A 16,975-nucleotide genomic window follows, 5' to 3' on the forward strand; every position below is an offset into this window, starting at 1 on the left:
TGTCCACGAACGCCGCGAAGGGCGTTGTCGAGCTCGAATGTCCCGCACGCGGGGTGATCTTAACGGTGCCGCGGTTCACCCCCTCGATTCACCCGGTCGCCAGCACCCAGCGAGCCGCGGTTCTGGTTGTCTGTTGCGGTTCTTGACGACTTCCACGAGGGGACGGCGATGAGCCGGACAACCTGGCGATCCACGGGCGGGCGGGTGCGGGCCGGGTTGGCCGCCGCGGTGCTCGTGCCGAGCGCGATGATCGGCACGCCCGCCGGTGTCGCCGCGGCGGACGCGGCCGACGGTACCCTGACGGTCCAGGTATTACGAGACTTCTTCGGCACCGGGATCATCAACGCGACGATGGACGTGCCGCAGCGGGGCATCGCCGTCCAGGTCTCCGATCCCGAGGGCCACCAGGTCACCGGAACCACGGACGCCACCGGCAAGGTCGTGGTCCCGCCGTCGACCGTGCTGGCGGGCGGGCACTACCGGGTCGACGTGAAGATTCCGGCGCCTTACAGCGACTACTTACGCGCCGCGCCCGCCTCCACGGCGGCCAACCACTTCGACAGCTTCACCACCTTCGTCGACGTCGCGAACGGCAAGGCCGACTCCGTGGTCACCGGGGTATGGAACGCCAGCGACTACACCCTCCCGGACAACCGGTACTTCGTCCCAGTCCACAGTGGAGGCGTCGGGACCGACACCAGGGCACTGGTGGCGTTCGGGACGACCACGCGGGGCACGTGTCCCGACACGGTCGGCTGCCCGACGGTCCTCGCCACCCAGGCGCAGGTGGGCACGACCTTCGGCTTGGCGTACGACAAGAACCGCAAGCGGTTGTTCCAGAGCGCCTTCGCCCGGCGGCACACCCTCTACGGACCTGACGGTGGCAACGCCATCCACACGGTGCCCGCAGACGGCAGCAGCGCACCGACGCTGTTCGCCACGGTGCCCGGCGCCGCGGTGACCGCCCACGACACCGCCAACCTGGTCAAGGACGCCGGGTTCACCGAAGCGCCCACGAAGGAGAGCATCGGCGGCTTGGCGCTGTCGGAGGACGGTTCCACGCTGTACGCGGTGAACCTGCTGACGCGGGCGCTGGTCAGCTTCGACGCGACGGGTGCGACCGCCGCCTCTCCTGAGGCCACGGTGCCGATCCCCGACCCCGGCTGCGCCGCGGCCACTGACTGGCGACCGTTCTCCGTGTCCGTTCACGACAACAAGCTCTACGTCGGCGGGGTGTGCAGTGCGGAGAGCACGCAGAGCCGCTCGGACCTCAAGGCCGTGGTCTACGTCTACAACGGTAGCCAGTTCACCACGGTGCTGACCCAGGTCCTCGACTTCGAACGCGGCGAGATCCTCGTCAACGCGACCGGCAGCGCTCAGGGCAACCACTGGAACCCCTGGAACACCGCACTGTCCACCTGGGGCAAGCACGACGTGAACGGCGGCGGCGCGATGATCGACCCGCAGCCGCAGTTGGCCAGCCTGGCTTTCGCCCGCGACGGGTCGATGATCCTCGGTTTCCGCGACCGGTTCATGGACGTCGTGGCCTGGGGTGGGTTGGATCCCCGACCGGGCAACAACTCCGCCCAGAACGGGTTCTCCGGCGGCGACATCAACATGGCTTGCGCCAACCCCGCTGGCGGGTACTCGTGGGAAGGCACCGGGGCCTGTCCGGATCACGCGGCCACCACCAACGACGGCCAGCAGAGCGCGGGCGTGGTCGAGTACTTCTCCGGCGACTACTTCGCCCCGCAAGGGCCTGCAACGCGCGGTCCGCACCAGGAGTCCGCGCAGGGCGCTGTCGCGTACATCCCGCAGCAGCAGTGGGTGGTCAGCACGCAGATGGACCCGACGACCCGCGTCATCACCGGCGGGACCGGCTACTACGACATCACCACAGGTCAGGGGCCTGGCAACAACGCGAACGCCAACGCCTACGAGTTCGTCGGCCCGAACCAGAACGGGTTCGGCAAGGCGGGTGGCCTCGGCGCGATCGCCTACCAGGCGGCGAACGCGCCCGTCCAGATCGGCAACCTGGTGTGGTTCGACGGTGACCACAACGGCATCCAGGACCCGGCCGACGTCCGGCTACCTGGCGCGACGATCAACCTGCTGGACTCCACCGGGAAACAGGTCGCCACGACCAAGACCGACGCGGCGGGCGAGTACTACTTCGGCGGCGTGGGCGCGTCCTACGAGCTCACCCGGGGAGCCAAGTACACGGTCCAGTTCAACGTCTGCACCGCGAACACCGACAAGGTCCCCAACCGCCCACCCGCCACCGACCTCCGCTTCACCCTCCCCCTGGTCGGCACCGACCGCGTCCACGACTCCAACGTGACACCACCCACCTCCGGCCAGCTCTGCAACGGATCCGGCCCCGTCACGGCCCCCGACAACCCCGGCGAGGTGGACCACACCATCGACGCGGGCGTCTACATCCCCCCACCCCCGACGACGACAACGACGGTCCCGCCCACAACCACCTCGACCACCACCGCCGCTCCCGCTCCCCCGGCACCGAGCGGCTCACGTCCGCCTTTGGCTGAAACGGGAGTCTCGGGCATCCCGTGGCTGGTCGGGCTGGGCGTACTGGTCCTCGGAGCGGGCGCGGTGCTCGTCTACGCGGGCCGCAGGCGCCGAGCGAACCGGGACTGACCTGTGGTGTGCCCGCCCGTTTCGGCGGGCGGGCACACCGCAGGCCCACGGCGATAGCGTTGTCCGTCACACGGACGCCGGGAACGCGTGCCGTACCCCGACCGGTCGGTGCTTGCCGCTAGGGTGCTCAGCGGTATCGAGGAGCCCCGCGCGGGCCACCACCGAGGAGGACGCCCGCTATGCGGATCGCCGCTGTTTGCACCGTTGCCGTGCTGTCGTTAGTCGGCGCGTGCTCGTCGACTTCGGACAGTGGCGCACCTGCTGGTGGCACTCCCGCCGGTAGCGCGGCCCCGGTGAGCACGGCCGCTGCCGCCGCGTACCCAGCGGGCCAGGACGGTGCGGCGAAGCTCGTGGAGGACCTGCGCACCAGTACCGATCCGGCCGCGTTGGTGAAGTCCCTCGCCCCGACCAGCGCCGACTTCGACACCGTGTTCGAAGCGGAGTTCGCCAGGAAAGCCGAAGCCTTCTACGGCGCGTCCACCGCGGAGATCGGCGCGGTGGCCAAGCCGGAGCAAACCGAATCCAAGGTCTGGTCGGCCTCGAGCGAGGACCTCAAGGCCAACTCCGGTGAGGCGGCGCAGTTCCCCGGCGGCTACGCCAAGGTCGCCCCGCACCTCAAGCCCGGGCTGACGCTGTACCGGTGGAAGTACGTCAAGCCCGGCTCCGACACCGGTATGGCCTACGACGGCCTCGTCCACACCGGTACCCGCTGGGTGTGGTTCCCCAAGCCGTGGCGCGTTCTGGACGCCTAGCCCGCTTGTTCGTCGGCGATCAGGCGCAGTGTGGTGAACAGGGAGTTCCCGTGGACGTCGTCCACTTCCACCCTGTCGGTTTCGGTGAATCCGGCCTTGGCCAGTACACGTCGAGAAGCGGTGTTCCACTCGCGGACCGTGGCCCATAGGCGCGGGTAGCCGGATGATTTCGCCCAATCGACGACCGCCAACGATGCCTCGGTCGCGAATCCTTGGCGCCAGAATCGGCGCAGGAGTTCGAATGCGATCTCCGGTTCCTCCGGAGCGCCATAGGTGTTGTCGATAAGGCCGCAATAGCCGACGACGACGCCCGTGGTCTTCACCTCGATGGCCAGGAGCCCGAGGGAGCTCGGCCGGTTGGCGCGGATGGCGTCCTCGAGATCGGCGACGGTGGGGCGCCCGTCGGCGCCGATGCGGCGGTGGGCTGGCACCCGGGGGTCGCGTTCGATCCACAGCTCGCGCTGGACGGCGGCCTCCGCGACCCGCCAGGGCCGCAGCAGCAAGCGCGCCGTCTCCAGCGTGATCCCGTCACCCGCACCGGTCATGGTGGCAACTCTCCCACGACCGGGCGGTCGTCGCGCATAGACGCCTGGACCATCCACTGTTTCGCGTCGACACTCATCCCGACAGGGAATCACCACCTGAGTTCCGCTGATTTCACGGCGGGCTTTGACTTTCGGAAACACCGCCGTAATCGCCGACAAGGGTGCTAGATTCGTAGACCCATGATCGTCACGGTTATGGGGATGTTCGTAGCGTTCGTGTCCGTCGACAAGCGAGACGTACTGGGGCCGGCCATTAGGCCGGTCGGTGTCGGGACTTTCTGAAAGTTGTGGCTACGAAACTAGGGGTGCCAATGAAACACGCGTTACGAAGGACCCTTGCGATCGCGGGGGCTTTTGTCGTATTGCCGATCGCAGGGGTCTCGGCGCAGGCCGCGGGTCCGCGCGCGCTCACGGCCGATGTCGTCGCGTCGATGACGCCGGAGCAGCAGGGCAAGCTGCTTGAGCCGCTGCGGGTGGCGGCCGACGCGGTGGCCAAGGTGGGCCAAGGGGCCAGGTCGGACATCTACACGCAGGTCGAGATGGCCGCCGACTACCGGAAGATCAACGTCTACCTCACCGACGTGCGGCAGGGGCGGGACTTCATCGCCGCGGTGGGCAAGCTCGACCCGAAGGTGGACACCCGGCTGATCACCATCGTGCCGGGCAAACGGACCTGGCAGCAGGTCAGGCAGGACCTCCTCGACGTCTCCAGCCGCTCCGACCTGGGCTTCTCGGTCGTGCTGGCGGGCAGTTCGGTCGACGGCGGCACCGTGGAACTCGCGGTGGACAAGCCTGAGGCGGCGCGGGCGCACTTCGCCTCCACAGCGGTCGCACGGCAGCGCGGCGCGGCGGGCGCACCGGAGATCCGCGTCAGCCAGGCCCCCACGACCAAGCTGCTGACCCGCTGGAACGACACCGCGCCGTTCTACGCGGGTGCGGCGCTCGGCCCCGGGTCCGGTGGGCAGTCGTACTGCACCAGCGGCATCCCGGCCATCAGCACGTGGGACGGCCGCCAATGGCTGGTCACCGCGGCCCACTGCTACGGCGTCGGCGCCAACGTCTACACCGCGGGCGGCAACTTCATCGGCCAGGTCAAGTACACCCGCCCCGCCATCGACTCGGCGTTCATCGAGACCCGGACCAACCGCTACACCTGGGACGGCACCGACGCGACCGGCTACACCCGCTACCTCAACGGCGTGCGCAACGTGGCCGTCGGCGACTTCACCTGCCAGCTCGGCTACAACTCGAAGGTGATCTGCAACATCCGGACCACCCAGGCGGGCACCGCGAGCTGGTCGGCCAACGGCACCACCGTCCGCGGCAGCTGGGGCGTCCCCCACAACGGCGGCGTCGTCGGCCGCGGCGGCGACAGCGGCGGCCCGGTGATCTACATCAACGACCCCAACTCCCGACAGCTCAACGGCATCATCAGCGTCGGCTCCGGCTGCGACGCCAGCAAGGTCTGCTCCGGCGGCCTCGGCTGGGTCGACGTCTGGTCCATCTTCAACGACTTCGCCATCAAGCTGAACCCGTCCTAGTCCCGCACGCCGGGTCCCGCGAGCAGTGCCCGCGGGACCCGGTCATCTCACCACGTTGGTCGACAACGAGCGACCGCCCGGTCCGGCATGACTTACGCCCCCAGTCGCACTCATGATCCGGGGGTGGTGTCACCGGGCCTGGACGTGGGCAAGGGCAACCACCACGCTGTCGGCTTGGACGCGGCAGGCAAGCGACTGCACGACGGGCCACTGCCCAGCAGCGAGACCAAGCTGCGCACGCTGTTCGACAAGCTCGCCAAGCATGGCGCGCTGCTGGTGGTGGTCGATCAACCCGCGACGATCGGCGCTGCCGGTCGCGGTCGCCCGCGCCGCAGGCCACCAGGTCGCCTACCTCCCCGGCTTGGCCATGCGACGCATCGCCGACCTCTATCCCGGGCGGGCGAAGACCGACGCCAAGGACGCGTTCATCGTCACCGCGATCCTGACAGCGATGGACGAACAGGCGGTCACCGTCCCAGGCACCGCAGCAGCCGACACCGTGCTGCCCCGCCTGGCCGACAGCCTGAAAACCGTGCTCCAACAACGCAAACAGGTCGACGCCGAGGTCGAAGGGATACTCGATGCGCACCCTCTCGCCGGGGTCCTGACCTCGATGCCCGGCATCGGGGTCAGGACCGCCGCCCGGATCCTGCTGGAGATCGGCGACGTCTCCAGCTTCGCCTCCTCGGCCCACCTGGCCGCCTAGGCAGGCATCGCCCCGGTCACCAGCAGCTGGCCCGCCGCCGCTGCGACGTCCTGTTCGCCATGCTCCGCAACAAGACCTACTACAGGCCACCTGAGCCTGTTCCCGCCCTGGCCGCGACTTGACAACCCCATAGGGACCCCCGGTGAGGGTGGGGGCTGCGGTGGCGCGCGGGGCAGTGGCAGCGGCTTGGGCCCCAGGGGGCTTTGTCGGTGTCTGCGGGTAGCCAGCGGACTGGGCGATCGAGTGAGCGGGGGCATGTCGGGTGGGTCAGGTCACGAGGGGGATCACGGGTTCGTAGGCGGCCAGGTGGTCCGGGGTCCAGCTGGTGCAAGCCTGGTCGTGGGTGACCACGCGGTAGATCAGGGCGCGCAGGAGCAGTTGCGGCCACTCGGGGAGGTGCGCCCAGCGGGTCAGCAGGACGGGGTCGGCGTCGTACCAGCAGAGGGCGTCGGCGACGGCTATTGCGGCGGCCCAAGGGGCTGGGCGCCAGTACGGGGGCCAGTCGATGATGGCTGGAGGCTGACCTGGGGCGAAGAGGACGTTGCCCGGGAGGTCACCGTGGATCAGTTGGGGGGTAAGGGTTATCGGTCGGCGGGCGGCGATCAGGGGGGCGAGTAGGCGCGCGGCGGGTGGGGATGGCTGGTGGGATGACTCCTGCCAGGCGACCCGGTCGCCGTGGGACCAGGGGTCGGTGCGGTGGTCGAGGAACGCGGGACGGGGCAGGTGGGAGATCGCGGCGTGGAAGGCGATCCCGGCGCGCACCTCGTCGTCCGTGCGGGTGACGTCCGGTTCGCCTTCGACGAAACGACCCGCTTCCCACCCGTCGTGGATCCAGTGCCCCGTGATCGTCCGCAGCGGGCGGGCGATCCGGAAGTCGGGCGATTCGGCGAGACCGTGCAGCACCTCGGCGCGCCACAGCGTTTCGGCCGGGAACTCGACCGGTTTGAGGATCACGCCGCCCGCGCGCCACGTGCCCCCCTTGCCGCCGTCGAGCGGGAGCGGGTCGTCGCGCACGCCGAACGCGGCGAGTACGGAGTCCGGTGGCGCGTCGGCCTGCGAGGTCACGACGCGAAACCGTACTGTCGGATGATCATCACCGCGAGCGCCTTTTCCGCCGCGGCGCACTGGCCGTTCACCGCCACCGACGCGTTTCGTGACGATCTCACTCGATCGGGGCATTTTCAGTACATGATCGACGAGTAGTCTGGCGGCGCGGGGGATCGGGCTCTCCGACCCGAAGGGACGCGCACAGGCGCTGTCGGTTCCGCGCACCATCGAGTTCACGCACGGTCGACCCAGGTGCGCCGCGCAGTCAAGCGGCGTCCACACACGACAGTGCCATCACCCGCGGTCGCGGGCGGCGCGGACCAGGTTCAGGGGCCATGGCCAGGACAACAGCTCTCTTCGGCGTGCTCGCGGTGTCGGCGGTGTTGGCCGCCTCGGCGCAACCTGTCTACGCCGCACCCACCCCGACGGCGGCGGCCCAAGTGGAGCCGACGCGCAAGTCCACCCGGTGCCCCACGACCGCGACACCACCCCCGGCGGTCGACCGGTCGGAAGCGCCCGCGCCGCGGCAGTTCGCCTTCGCACGACAGAAGACCGCTGCGACCTACACCGCGCCGGACACTCCACTGAGGATGATCCCGGGTGACACCTACCCGGTCAAAGTGGAGCTGAGCAACACCACCACAACCACTTGGACCAAGGGTTCCCTCGCTCTGTCCTACCACTGGACCCTGGCGCCTGGCGACCAAGACGGGCGGACCGCGACCCCGCTGCCCTCGGACCTCACACCCGGACAGTCGGCGACCATCGAGGTTCCGGTCGTCGCCCCGATCGCGGCGGACATCGGCAACACGCGCGAGCAGTGGGTGTTGCGGTGGGACCTGCGCGACACCAAGACCCGCCGCTGGCTGTCGGACAACGGTGGCCCCGCCACGCTCGACCAGCCCACCACGGTGGAGAACCCGACCTCGGACCAGCTCGGACTGGAGAAGTACTTCCAGTTCACCGGCACGGCCACCGGCGGCGGCACCGCGGTCAGCGTCAACCAGTACAGCGGCAACGCGGTCCTGAGCCACAACATCCTCAACAACCCCAGCCGCGGTCTGTCCACTTTCGCCAGGATCACCTACAACAGCCTCGACGCCTCGAACTCCTACGCGGGCCGTGGTTGGTCGGTGACCGCATCGACCCTGCAGCGCCTCGGCACGCCGCTGCAGTTCGACGGTCTACTCGGGACGATCCTCACCGGACACCCCAGCAAGATCACCCTCGTCGACGGCGACGGCACTGGGCACACCTTCGAGCTTAACAAGCACGACACCGGTGACACGGCCCGCTGGACCTACGACCCGCCCGCCGGGTTCCACACCCTGCTGCGCCGCGACCCCGGCCGTGACGACAGCAAGCGCTGGGTGTTCACCGGGCCCGACCGGACCTCGATGTACTTCGACGCTGAGGGCTACCAGAGCGCGTCGGTCGACCGCAACGGCAACCAGATGACGTTCCACTACGAGCGGGGCGCCATCGGCAACCGCGGCGGCAAGCTGCTCACCCACCTGACCGACGCGGCGGGCAGGCGCACCCTCACCCTCGACTACTACCGCCCCGGTGACGACGCCACCGTGTTCCACGGCGACCGCCGCGCCACCGAGAAGGCGGGCCTGTCGCTGCTCAACCAGCTCCGGTCGATCACCGACGCCTCCGGCAGGGTGGTCACCTTCGCCTACACCGACAACGGGCAGCTGCGTGAGCTCGTCGACGGCGCGGGCACCCCCGACGCGAAGGTCTACGGGTTCCTGCACGACAGCGCGGGCGTGCTGGCCAGGGTGGTGGACCCCAACGGCGGCGCCAGCCAGGTCCAGTATTACGACCGCGGCGATCGTGAGCGCAAGGGCCGCGTGCGCGCAGCGGTCGACCGGGCAGGCGGGGTGCTTGGCTTCGACTACGCCGACCCCGACGGCGACAAGGGTTCGGCGATCGCCTCCCGCACCACCGACGCCAACGGGCACAGCACAGACTACGTCGTCGACGGCTACGGCCGGGTCGAGCGGATCAGCAATGCGAAGGGCGAGACCACCCAGCTCGCCTGGGACGCCGACAACAACGTCGTGCGGATCCGCGAGGACAACGGCGCCACCACCACGTGGCGGTACGACCCCAAGACCGGCTACCCGCTGGAGATCCGCGACGCCGAGAGTCACGCCCAGGGCTACCCGGGCACCGCGCTCACCTACCGCACCGAGCTCGACGGGTACGTCGCCGACCTGGTGGAACGCCGTTCCCCGGAGGGTCGCCGCTGGTTGTTCGTCCATGACGAGCGCGGCAACCTGGTGTCGATCACCGACCCCAAGGGCACCGCGACCCCGGACGAGGGCGACTACACCTCCCGCTACACCTACGACGAGCTCGGGCACCTCACCACCACGACCGACGCCAACGGCCACCGGACCACCTACGCCGACTACGACGCCAGCGGCTACCCGCGGCGGATCACCGACCCGCTCGACTGCTCGTCGTTGTTCGCCTACGACGAGGTCGGCAACGTGGTGTCCACACTGGACGCCAAGCGGCACACCAGCACGTTCGGCTACGACGTGTTCCGGCGACCGCTGGCGAGCCGGGTGCCCAAGGACGCCGCGGCGGGCGCCTACATCACCACGCCGGGCGCGGTCTACGACGGCAACGACAACGTGGTCAAGCTGGTCGCCGCCAACGGCGCGGTCACCAGCACCCAGTTCGACGCCCTGGACCGCCAGGTCGCGGTGACCTCGCCCCGCGACGACGGACCGGACGCACCGGTCAAGACGGCGACCTTCACCTACGACCCGGTCGGCAACCTGATCCGCCAGGTCGACCCCAAGGGCACCCTCACGCCCGACCCGGACGACTACGTGACCGCGTTCCGCTACGACGAGGTCGACCAGGTCGTCGAGGTCACCGACGCGGCGGGCAAGCGGATGACCGTCGGCTACGACCGGGTGGGCAACACCACCCAGGAGGCCGACCGGCGCAAGACCGCCACCGCCGACCCGGACGACTTCACCATCCGGCACCGCTACGACCTCAACCACCGGGTCGTCGAGAGCACCGACGCCACGGGGGCGACGACCAAGACCAAGTACTCCCCCGACGGCAACGTGGTGGAGACCGTCGACGAGGACGGCAACGCCACGACGACCACCTACGACGAGCGATCACTGCCCGTCGAGCTCAAGGAGCCGCACGACAAGGACGTCTACTTCACCACCCGCTACGAGTACGACCAGGTCGGCAACCGCACCAAGACCACCACCCCGCGCGGGGTGCGGACCGGTGACGACCCCGACGACTTCGTGCACGCGACGGTCTACGACGAGCTCAACCGGGTCGCCGAAGAGGTCCTGCCGTTCGACCGCGACGACAGCTCCGTCCCCGAGGCCGACCGGATCCTGAACTCCTACGACGAGCTGGGCAACCTCACCGAGGTCAGTTCCCCGCCGTCGAAGGGCCAGTCGGCGCGCAACAAGACCCGCTACACCTACTACGACAACAACTGGACCCGCACGTCCACGGACGCGTGGGGCATCAGCACGCTCTACGACTACAACGCCATCGGCCAGCAGACCAACCGCACCCGGCTCAGCGAGGGCGGCGGGTCCGCGCGGGTCCAGTCGTGGACCTACCACCCCGACGGCAAGAAGAAGACCCGCTCCGACGGTGGTGTCCCGGTCGGGCAGCACGTGGTCGTGGTCGACAACTCCGACGACGACACCGAGGTCACCGGCACGTGGGCGACCGTAGCCGACGAGGGCCAGTACGAGGGTTTCGACTACCGCACGCACCCGGCGGGCTCGGGCGACGACAAGGTCACCTGGAAGGCCGACATCCCCGCGTCGGGCACGTACGAGGTGGCGGTCCGCTACACCGGGGCCACCGCGAACGACGCCCGCTACACCGTCGAGCACAACGGCGGCACCGCCGAGGTGACGGTCGACCAGAGCAAGCGCCCCGGTGAGTGGGTCGCGCTGGGCAGCTACGAGTTCACCGAGGACGAGGTCAAGAAGATCACCCTCGGCACCTCGGCGACCGGCTCGGTCACCGCGGACGCGGTCCGGCTGGTGCGGGACAACCGCGGCGACACCGACGCCGAGGAGAAGCGGTTCGAGTACCGCTACGACGCCAACGACAACCAAGTCCTGTTGCGCGACAACAGCTCCGGGGCGCTGGTCGACGAGTACTCGATCCGCTACGACGTGCTCAACCGGGCCGACCTCGTCGAGGAGCGCGAGTCGGGCGCGGTCAAGCGCAAGACCGCGTTCTCCTTCAACGAGAACGGCAACGTCACCAAGGTCGAGCACGACGACCAGGTCGCCGTCTACGACTACGACGCCAGGGACCTGGTGACCAAGGCAGTCAACCGGCAGACCGGCGACGACGCCAGGGAGAAGACCACCACCTTCGCCTACACGGCGCGGGCGCACCTGGCCAAGCAGACCAAGCACAACGGCAACACCGTCGACTTCGAGTACTACCTCGACGGGCTGACCAAGCACCAGGTGGAGCGCAAGTCGGGCGGCGCGGTCGTCAACGAGCACCGGCTGGAGTACGACGACAACAAGAACCGCACCCGCGACGTGGCGAAGAAGCAGGACGCCGACAGCAAGGCGGTCAAGGACAACGACTTCCGGTACACCTTCGACCCGCGCGACCGGGTGCGCGAGGTCAAGAAGACCGGCGACTCGCCCTCGACCGAGACCTACGAGCACGACGCCAACAACAACGTCAGCAAGCAGACCGTCGGCGGCACGACCACGGAGTACGCCTACGACCGCGACCGGCTGCTGTCGGCGACCACCGCGGGGACCACCTCCACCTACGGCTACGACCCCTGGGGCAGGTTGCGCAAGGTCAGCTCGGCGGGCAGGCAGGTGGAGAAGTACGTCTACGACGGCTTCGACCACACCGCCGAGCACCGCGCGGGCTCCGGCGCCGCGCAACGCACCACCAAGTACGCCTACGACCCGCTCGACCGGACCGTGTCGGAGACCAGCACCGGTGGCGGCGCCAAGGACAAGAAGGTCGAGCTGCTCTACCTCGGCCTGTCCGAGCAGGTGCTCACCGAGAAGCTCAACGACAAGGTCAGCAAGTCCTACCAGTACTCCCCCGACGGCGAACTGCTCTCGCAGATCAACGTCAAGGACGACGGCGGCAAGGAGGACAAGTACTACGCCTTCAACCCGCACTCGGACGTCGAGTCGATGTCCGGGGAGTCCGGCGACGCCACCGCCACCTACGGCTACACCGCCTACGGGCAGGACGACCAAGCCGGGTTCTCGGGCGAGGACAAGCCGGGCGCGCAGGAACCGGGCGCGCAGCCCGCCAACTCGTACCGGTTCAACAGCAAGCGGTTCGACTCGTCGTCGGGCAACTACGACATGGGGTTCCGCGACTACAGCCCGAGCCAGAACCGGTTCCTCACCCTCGACCTGTACAACGGCGCCCTCGACGACCTCGGGTTGAGCACCAACCCGTTCACCGCCAACCGCTACAGCTTCGGCGGCGGCAACCCCATCTCCGCGGTGGAGATCGACGGACACCTGTTCGGGCTCTCCTTCAGCGACATCGGCCACGCGGCGCTGGACGTGGCGGGCTTGATCCCGGGCGTCGGGGAGATCGCCGACGTCGCCAACGGCATCTGGTACGCCGCCGAGGGCAACTACGCCGACGCGGCGCTGTCGTTCGCCTCGGCCGTGCCGCTGGCCGGGTACGGGGCCTCGGCGGTGAAGGCGGGCAAGTACGCCAAGAAGGGCGCCGACGCGGTCCAAGCGGGCGACAAGGTCAAGGACGCGGCGAAGACCGCGAGCAAGGTCGACCCGCCGCCCGCCGCGAAGGCCGCCGACCCGCCGCCCGCGGCCAAGCCGAAGGCCGACCCGCCGCCGACACCGAAGAAGGACGCCGCGCCCTCGTGCAAGGGCAACAGCTTCGCGGGCGACACCCCGGTGGTGATGGCCGACGGCAGCCGCAAGCCGATCTCGCGGGTCCGCGTGGGCGAGCTGGTGCTGGCCACCGACCCGGTGACCGGGGTCAGCGCGGCGGAGCCGGTCACGGAGGTGATCACCGGGTTCGGCGTCAAGGACCTGGTCGAGCTCACCGTCGGCGGCGGCACGGTGGTGGCGACCGCGGGGCACCCGTTCTGGGTGGCGGGCGAGCAGGACTGGCGGCCCGCGGGCCTGCTGCGGGTCGGCGACCAGGTCTCCGTCGGCGGCGAGACGGCCCGGATCACCGCCGTCCGCACGTGGACGTCGTACCTGCGGGTGCACAACCTGACCGTCGACGGGATCCACACCTTCCACGCGGGCGCCGCGGGTGTGGTCGTGCACAACGACGGCTGCGACCCCTTCAAGGACCTCGCCGACTACCGCGCCAGGGAGGGCATGCCCAAGGCGGGCGCGGCCGACGACGTGCACACCGCCGCCCGGCTCGACGTGGGCGGGCAGAGCTTCTACGGCCGCAACGCGCACGACCTGCCGGTGGACATGAAGGTCAACGCCCAGACCAGGACGCACGCCGAGGGGCACGCGTTCCAGCAGGCCAAGAACGCGGGCGCGACCGGGGAGCGGGCCACGCTCTACGTCGACCGCGACCTGTGCCGCTCGTGCGGCCGGTACGGGGGTCTCGGCTCCCTGATGCGGGCCACCGGCGTGTCCGAACTGGTGGTGCACTCCCCAGCCGGCAGGTTCCTGGTGACGGCCAGCAGGCCGTCGGTACCGCGACCGCTCGGAGGATGAGCCACCCGTGACCGTGCTGAGCATCCACTCCTGGACCGGCCAACGCGAGCAGTCCGAGGAGGTCACCGACCCCACCTGGGCCGACGCGGAGTCCGCGCTGCGCAGGCTGGACAACCGGGTGACCAGCCAGGTCGGTGTCGAGACCGACGCGGGCGACTACGTCTCCGTCGGCGGCGGCGACGGCCGCTACCACGTCGTGCTCGGCACCGCCGACGACGACCTGTTCACCCTGCGCGGGGGCGCGGGGGCCGAGGACGAGACCGCCCAACTGGTGGTCGGCGGGCAGCTCGGCAACTACCCGGCCGACCAGGTCGTCGACTTCGACCTGGCGGCCCGGGCGGTGCGCACGTTCCTCGCGGAGCACTCCGCCGACCCAGACCTGGACTGGCTGCGCGAGTAGCCGGTCCGCCGCGCGACAAGGAGGAAGCAGCATGAGGTTCACCAGGGCAGCGGTCCTGGCCGTGGTCGTGGTCGCCACGACCGCGGTCCCGGCGGTGGCGGGTGGTGGCACCGACCTGCCGCTGCCCGCGTTCGGCGACATCGCCGTCGACCAGGTCCACCAGCGGGTGTTCGTCAGCGGCGGGCCGACGGCGAACGGGATCGTGGTGACCGACCTGCGCGGCAAGGTGGTCAAGCGGCTCGACGGCCAGCCCGGCGCCACCGGTCTGGAGCTCAACGCCGACAGCACCCGGCTCTACGTGGCGCTGGCCGCCGGTGACGCCATCTCGGTCATCGACACCACGACGCTGGCCGAAACCGACCGCCACGCCACCGGTACCTCCAGCTGCCCCACCCACCTGGCCCGCACCGGCGCCCTGATCTGGTTCGGCTACGGCTGCGCCGCCGACTGGAACGCCAAGATCGGTCGCCTCGACCCCGCGGCAACACCCCCGGTCGACACCAGCAAGCCCTACGGCGGCGCCACCTACCAACGCGCTCCCCTGCTGTCGTCCACCGGGGCCGAGAACGGTCCGCTGGCCGCGGGGCAGCTGTCGCTGAGCCAGTCCACCATCCGCACCTACACCCGCTCCGGTTCCGACCTCACCGCCGCTGCCACCAGCGACACCGTCGGCGCGGGCCTGGTCGACCTGTCCACCACACCGGACGGGTCCACGCTCTACAGCGCCACGACGTCCCGCACGACGGTCGACGCCTACGCCCCCACCACCCTGGCCCGCCGCGGCGCCTTCACCACCGGCACCCGCCCGATCGCCGTGGCCGCCTCCCCCGACAACGCCTTCGTGGCCACGGCCGTCGCCACCAACGCCCCCGACGACGTCAAGGTGTACCGGGCGGGCGGCACCTCGCCGGTGGCGACCTTCGAGATCCCCCGCACCGAGGTGGCCGCCACCCGGGGCCTGGCCTGGACCCCCGACCTGTCCCGGCTGTACGTGATCACGCAGACGATCACCGACCCGGCACCCCACCTGCGGGTGATCACCGACCCGACGGACGACCCCTGCGTCCTGCTCTGCGACTAGCACTTCTCATGTAGCACCCACTTGCTTCGATGAACCGCCCCGCTCACCGGGTGGGTGAGCGGGGCGGGTGGGGTCAGCGGTGGTGCAGGCCAGCGGAGAGGCCCCGGATCAGTTCGCCCTGCGGGGTGTCGCCGTCCAGGGACCAGATCATGGCGCCGCCCAGGCCGCGGTCTCGGATGTAGCGGCCCTTGCGGGTGAGTTCCGTTGGGTCGTCGTAGGTCCAGAACGTGGTGCCGTTGAAGAGCCAGGCGTGGCCTGCTTTGTTGTCGCGGTGGAGTTTGTAGGTTCCGGCGGCGAGCAGGCCCTTGAGGATGCGGTAGTCGTCGTAGCCCGCTTCGTAGGTGCCGGGGGCGGGGCCGGTGGACTGTTGGAACAGGCCGTTGTTCTGGTTGGGCAGGCCGGTCCAGCCGCGGCCGTAGTAGGGGACGCCCAGGGTGATCTTGGCTCGGGGGGCGCCGCGGTCCAGGTAGGCGTTGACGACGATCTCGCCGCTGTCCTTGGGGGTGGTGGGGTCGCCGTCGGGAACGCGCAGGGCGGACTGCTGGTTCGCGGTCCGCTCCCAGGCGCCGTGGTAGTCGTAGCCCTGGATGGTGGCGAAGGTCAGGAGGCGGAACACCTCGGTGGTCTCGTAGCCGCGGTCGAGGGCCTCGCGGTTGGCGGGCAGGAACGCGGTCAGGTCGTAGCGCTTGTGCTCGGCGCGGCCCAGCCGGTCGAGTTGGGTGCGGTACTCGCGCAGCAGCGCGGTGAAGTTCTGCTTGTCCTCGGGGCGCACGACGTTGCCCGCGTTGCCTTCAGTGGCGGGCCATTCCCAGTCGAGGTCGATGCCGTCGAACACGCCCTTGGCGGCACCGGCGGGCGCGCCGGGCAGGTTTCCCTTGAGCCACAGGTCAATGCAGGACTTCACGTGCGCGGCACGCGACTGCGGGGTCAACGCGGCGTTGGAGAAGTAGGTGGAGCCGATCCAGCCGCCGAGGGAGATGTAGACGCGCAGCTTGGGGAACTTCTGCTTGAGTTGCTTGAGCTGGTTGAGGTTGCCCGCCAGCGGTTGCCCGGGCCGGTCAGCCTTGCCGTTGACGGAATCCCGAGCGGGGATCAGCCGCTGGTAGTCGGCCGCCGGGTCGGAACTGACGCACCCGCCGCGTTCGTCGAGCAGGCCGAAGGCGTAGTTGACGTGCGTGAGCTTCGCCGCCGTGCCGTTGTCCACGGTGTAGCGGACGGGGATGCCCCTGTCCTGGTAGCTCCACTGCGTGTAGTACCCCACCGTGCGCACCCCGGCGTCGCCACCGTGGGCCTGCGCGGGCGTCCCGCCCACCGCCAACCCCGCGGCCACGGCGCCGGCCGCGACCAGGGCGCCCCACCTCTTCCCGGACATGGTCCTCCCCAACACTCGGGTCATGGTCCAGACCAATCTAGGGGAAGATCGCGACCGGGCATACGCCCAGACGGGGCGATCCGGACATCCGGCCCGCCGCAGACGAGCACCACCACATATCGTCGCTGTATCGAAAACCGCATACGCC

General features: G+C 69.7%; 9 protein-coding genes and 1 pseudogene. 7 read left to right on the plus strand and 3 right to left on the minus strand.

The features are described from left to right. The first annotated feature begins 168 nt into the window (after nucleotides 1-168). Nucleotides 169-2,658, plus strand: a complete 2,490-nt coding sequence (locus tag JOD54_RS24885; RefSeq protein ID WP_239573499.1) for an SdrD B-like domain-containing protein — start codon at nucleotides 169-171, stop codon at nucleotides 2,656-2,658. A 293-nt stretch (nucleotides 2,659-2,951) separates the two neighbouring features. Then, entirely contained in the window at nucleotides 2,952-3,410 is a 459-nt protein-coding gene (locus JOD54_RS24890; protein WP_204453651.1) for a hypothetical protein, read from the plus strand. Here JOD54_RS24890 and JOD54_RS24895 read toward each other — a convergent pair. Further along, the gene (locus JOD54_RS24895) at nucleotides 3,407-3,955 is read right to left on the minus strand and encodes a GNAT family N-acetyltransferase (RefSeq protein ID WP_204453654.1); all 549 of its coding nucleotides are present in this window, start codon (nucleotides 3,953-3,955) and stop codon (nucleotides 3,407-3,409) included. The genes JOD54_RS24890 and JOD54_RS24895 overlap by 4 nt on opposite strands. A gap of 362 nt (nucleotides 3,956-4,317) precedes the next feature. Between JOD54_RS24895 and JOD54_RS24900 the strand changes: the two genes are divergently transcribed. Continuing rightward, the gene (locus JOD54_RS24900; RefSeq protein WP_204453656.1) at nucleotides 4,318-5,496 is read left to right on the plus strand and encodes a chymotrypsin family serine protease; all 1,179 of its coding nucleotides are present in this window, start codon (nucleotides 4,318-4,320) and stop codon (nucleotides 5,494-5,496) included. 87 nt (nucleotides 5,497-5,583) lie between these two features. After that, a pseudogene (locus tag JOD54_RS24905) lies at nucleotides 5,584-6,157 on the plus strand (IS110 family transposase); the annotation flags it as partial. Between the two features lie 312 nt (nucleotides 6,158-6,469). Here the strand turns inward: JOD54_RS24905 and JOD54_RS24910 are convergent. Then, on the minus strand, nucleotides 6,470-7,267 hold the full coding sequence (locus tag JOD54_RS24910) for a TIGR02569 family protein (RefSeq protein ID WP_307860260.1): 798 nt from the start codon (nucleotides 7,265-7,267) through the stop codon (nucleotides 6,470-6,472). Nucleotides 7,268-7,584: 317 nt separating this feature from the next. Between JOD54_RS24910 and JOD54_RS24915 the strand changes: the two genes are divergently transcribed. Genes JOD54_RS24915 through JOD54_RS24925 form a run of 3 tightly spaced genes read left to right on the plus strand, consistent with a single transcriptional unit; the run spans nucleotide 7,585 to nucleotide 15,455 of the window. Then, a complete protein-coding gene (locus JOD54_RS24915) occupies nucleotides 7,585-13,974 on the plus strand; it encodes a golvesin C-terminal-like domain-containing protein (RefSeq protein WP_204453660.1) in 6,390 nt (2,129 codons plus the stop codon). Between the two features lie 7 nt (nucleotides 13,975-13,981). Continuing rightward, the gene (locus JOD54_RS24920) at nucleotides 13,982-14,374 is read left to right on the plus strand and encodes an Imm1 family immunity protein (protein ID WP_204453662.1); all 393 of its coding nucleotides are present in this window, start codon (nucleotides 13,982-13,984) and stop codon (nucleotides 14,372-14,374) included. 31 nt (nucleotides 14,375-14,405) lie between these two features. Next, complete coding sequence (locus tag JOD54_RS24925) at nucleotides 14,406-15,455, plus strand: YncE family protein (protein WP_204453665.1); 1,050 nt, start codon at nucleotides 14,406-14,408, stop codon at nucleotides 15,453-15,455. Between the two features lie 73 nt (nucleotides 15,456-15,528). Here JOD54_RS24925 and JOD54_RS24930 read toward each other — a convergent pair whose 3' ends face one another. Then, a complete protein-coding gene (locus JOD54_RS24930; protein ID WP_204453667.1) occupies nucleotides 15,529-16,827 on the minus strand; it encodes a glycoside hydrolase family 18 protein in 1,299 nt (432 codons plus the stop codon). Nucleotides 16,828-16,975 lie beyond the last annotated feature (148 nt).

It is taken from the genome of Actinokineospora baliensis (assembly GCF_016907695.1).
Lineage (GTDB): Bacteria > Actinomycetota > Actinomycetes > Mycobacteriales > Pseudonocardiaceae > Actinokineospora > Actinokineospora baliensis.

Bases quoted from the DNA above. Each gene is read 5' to 3' on its own strand.
- JOD54_RS24930 (WP_204453667.1), bottom strand. From the start codon at position 16,827: ATGTCCGGGAAGAGGTGGGGCGCCCTGGTCGCGGCCGGCGCCGTGGCC.
- JOD54_RS24915 (WP_204453660.1), top strand. From the start codon at position 7,585: ATGGCCAGGACAACAGCTCTCTTCGGCGTGCTCGCGGTGTCGGCGGTG.
- JOD54_RS24925 (WP_204453665.1), top strand. From the start codon at position 14,406: ATGAGGTTCACCAGGGCAGCGGTCCTGGCCGTGGTCGTGGTCGCCACG.
- JOD54_RS24885 (WP_239573499.1), top strand. From the start codon at position 169: ATGAGCCGGACAACCTGGCGATCCACGGGCGGGCGGGTGCGGGCCGGG.
- JOD54_RS24895 (WP_204453654.1), bottom strand. From the start codon at position 3,955: ATGACCGGTGCGGGTGACGGGATCACGCTGGAGACGGCGCGCTTGCTG.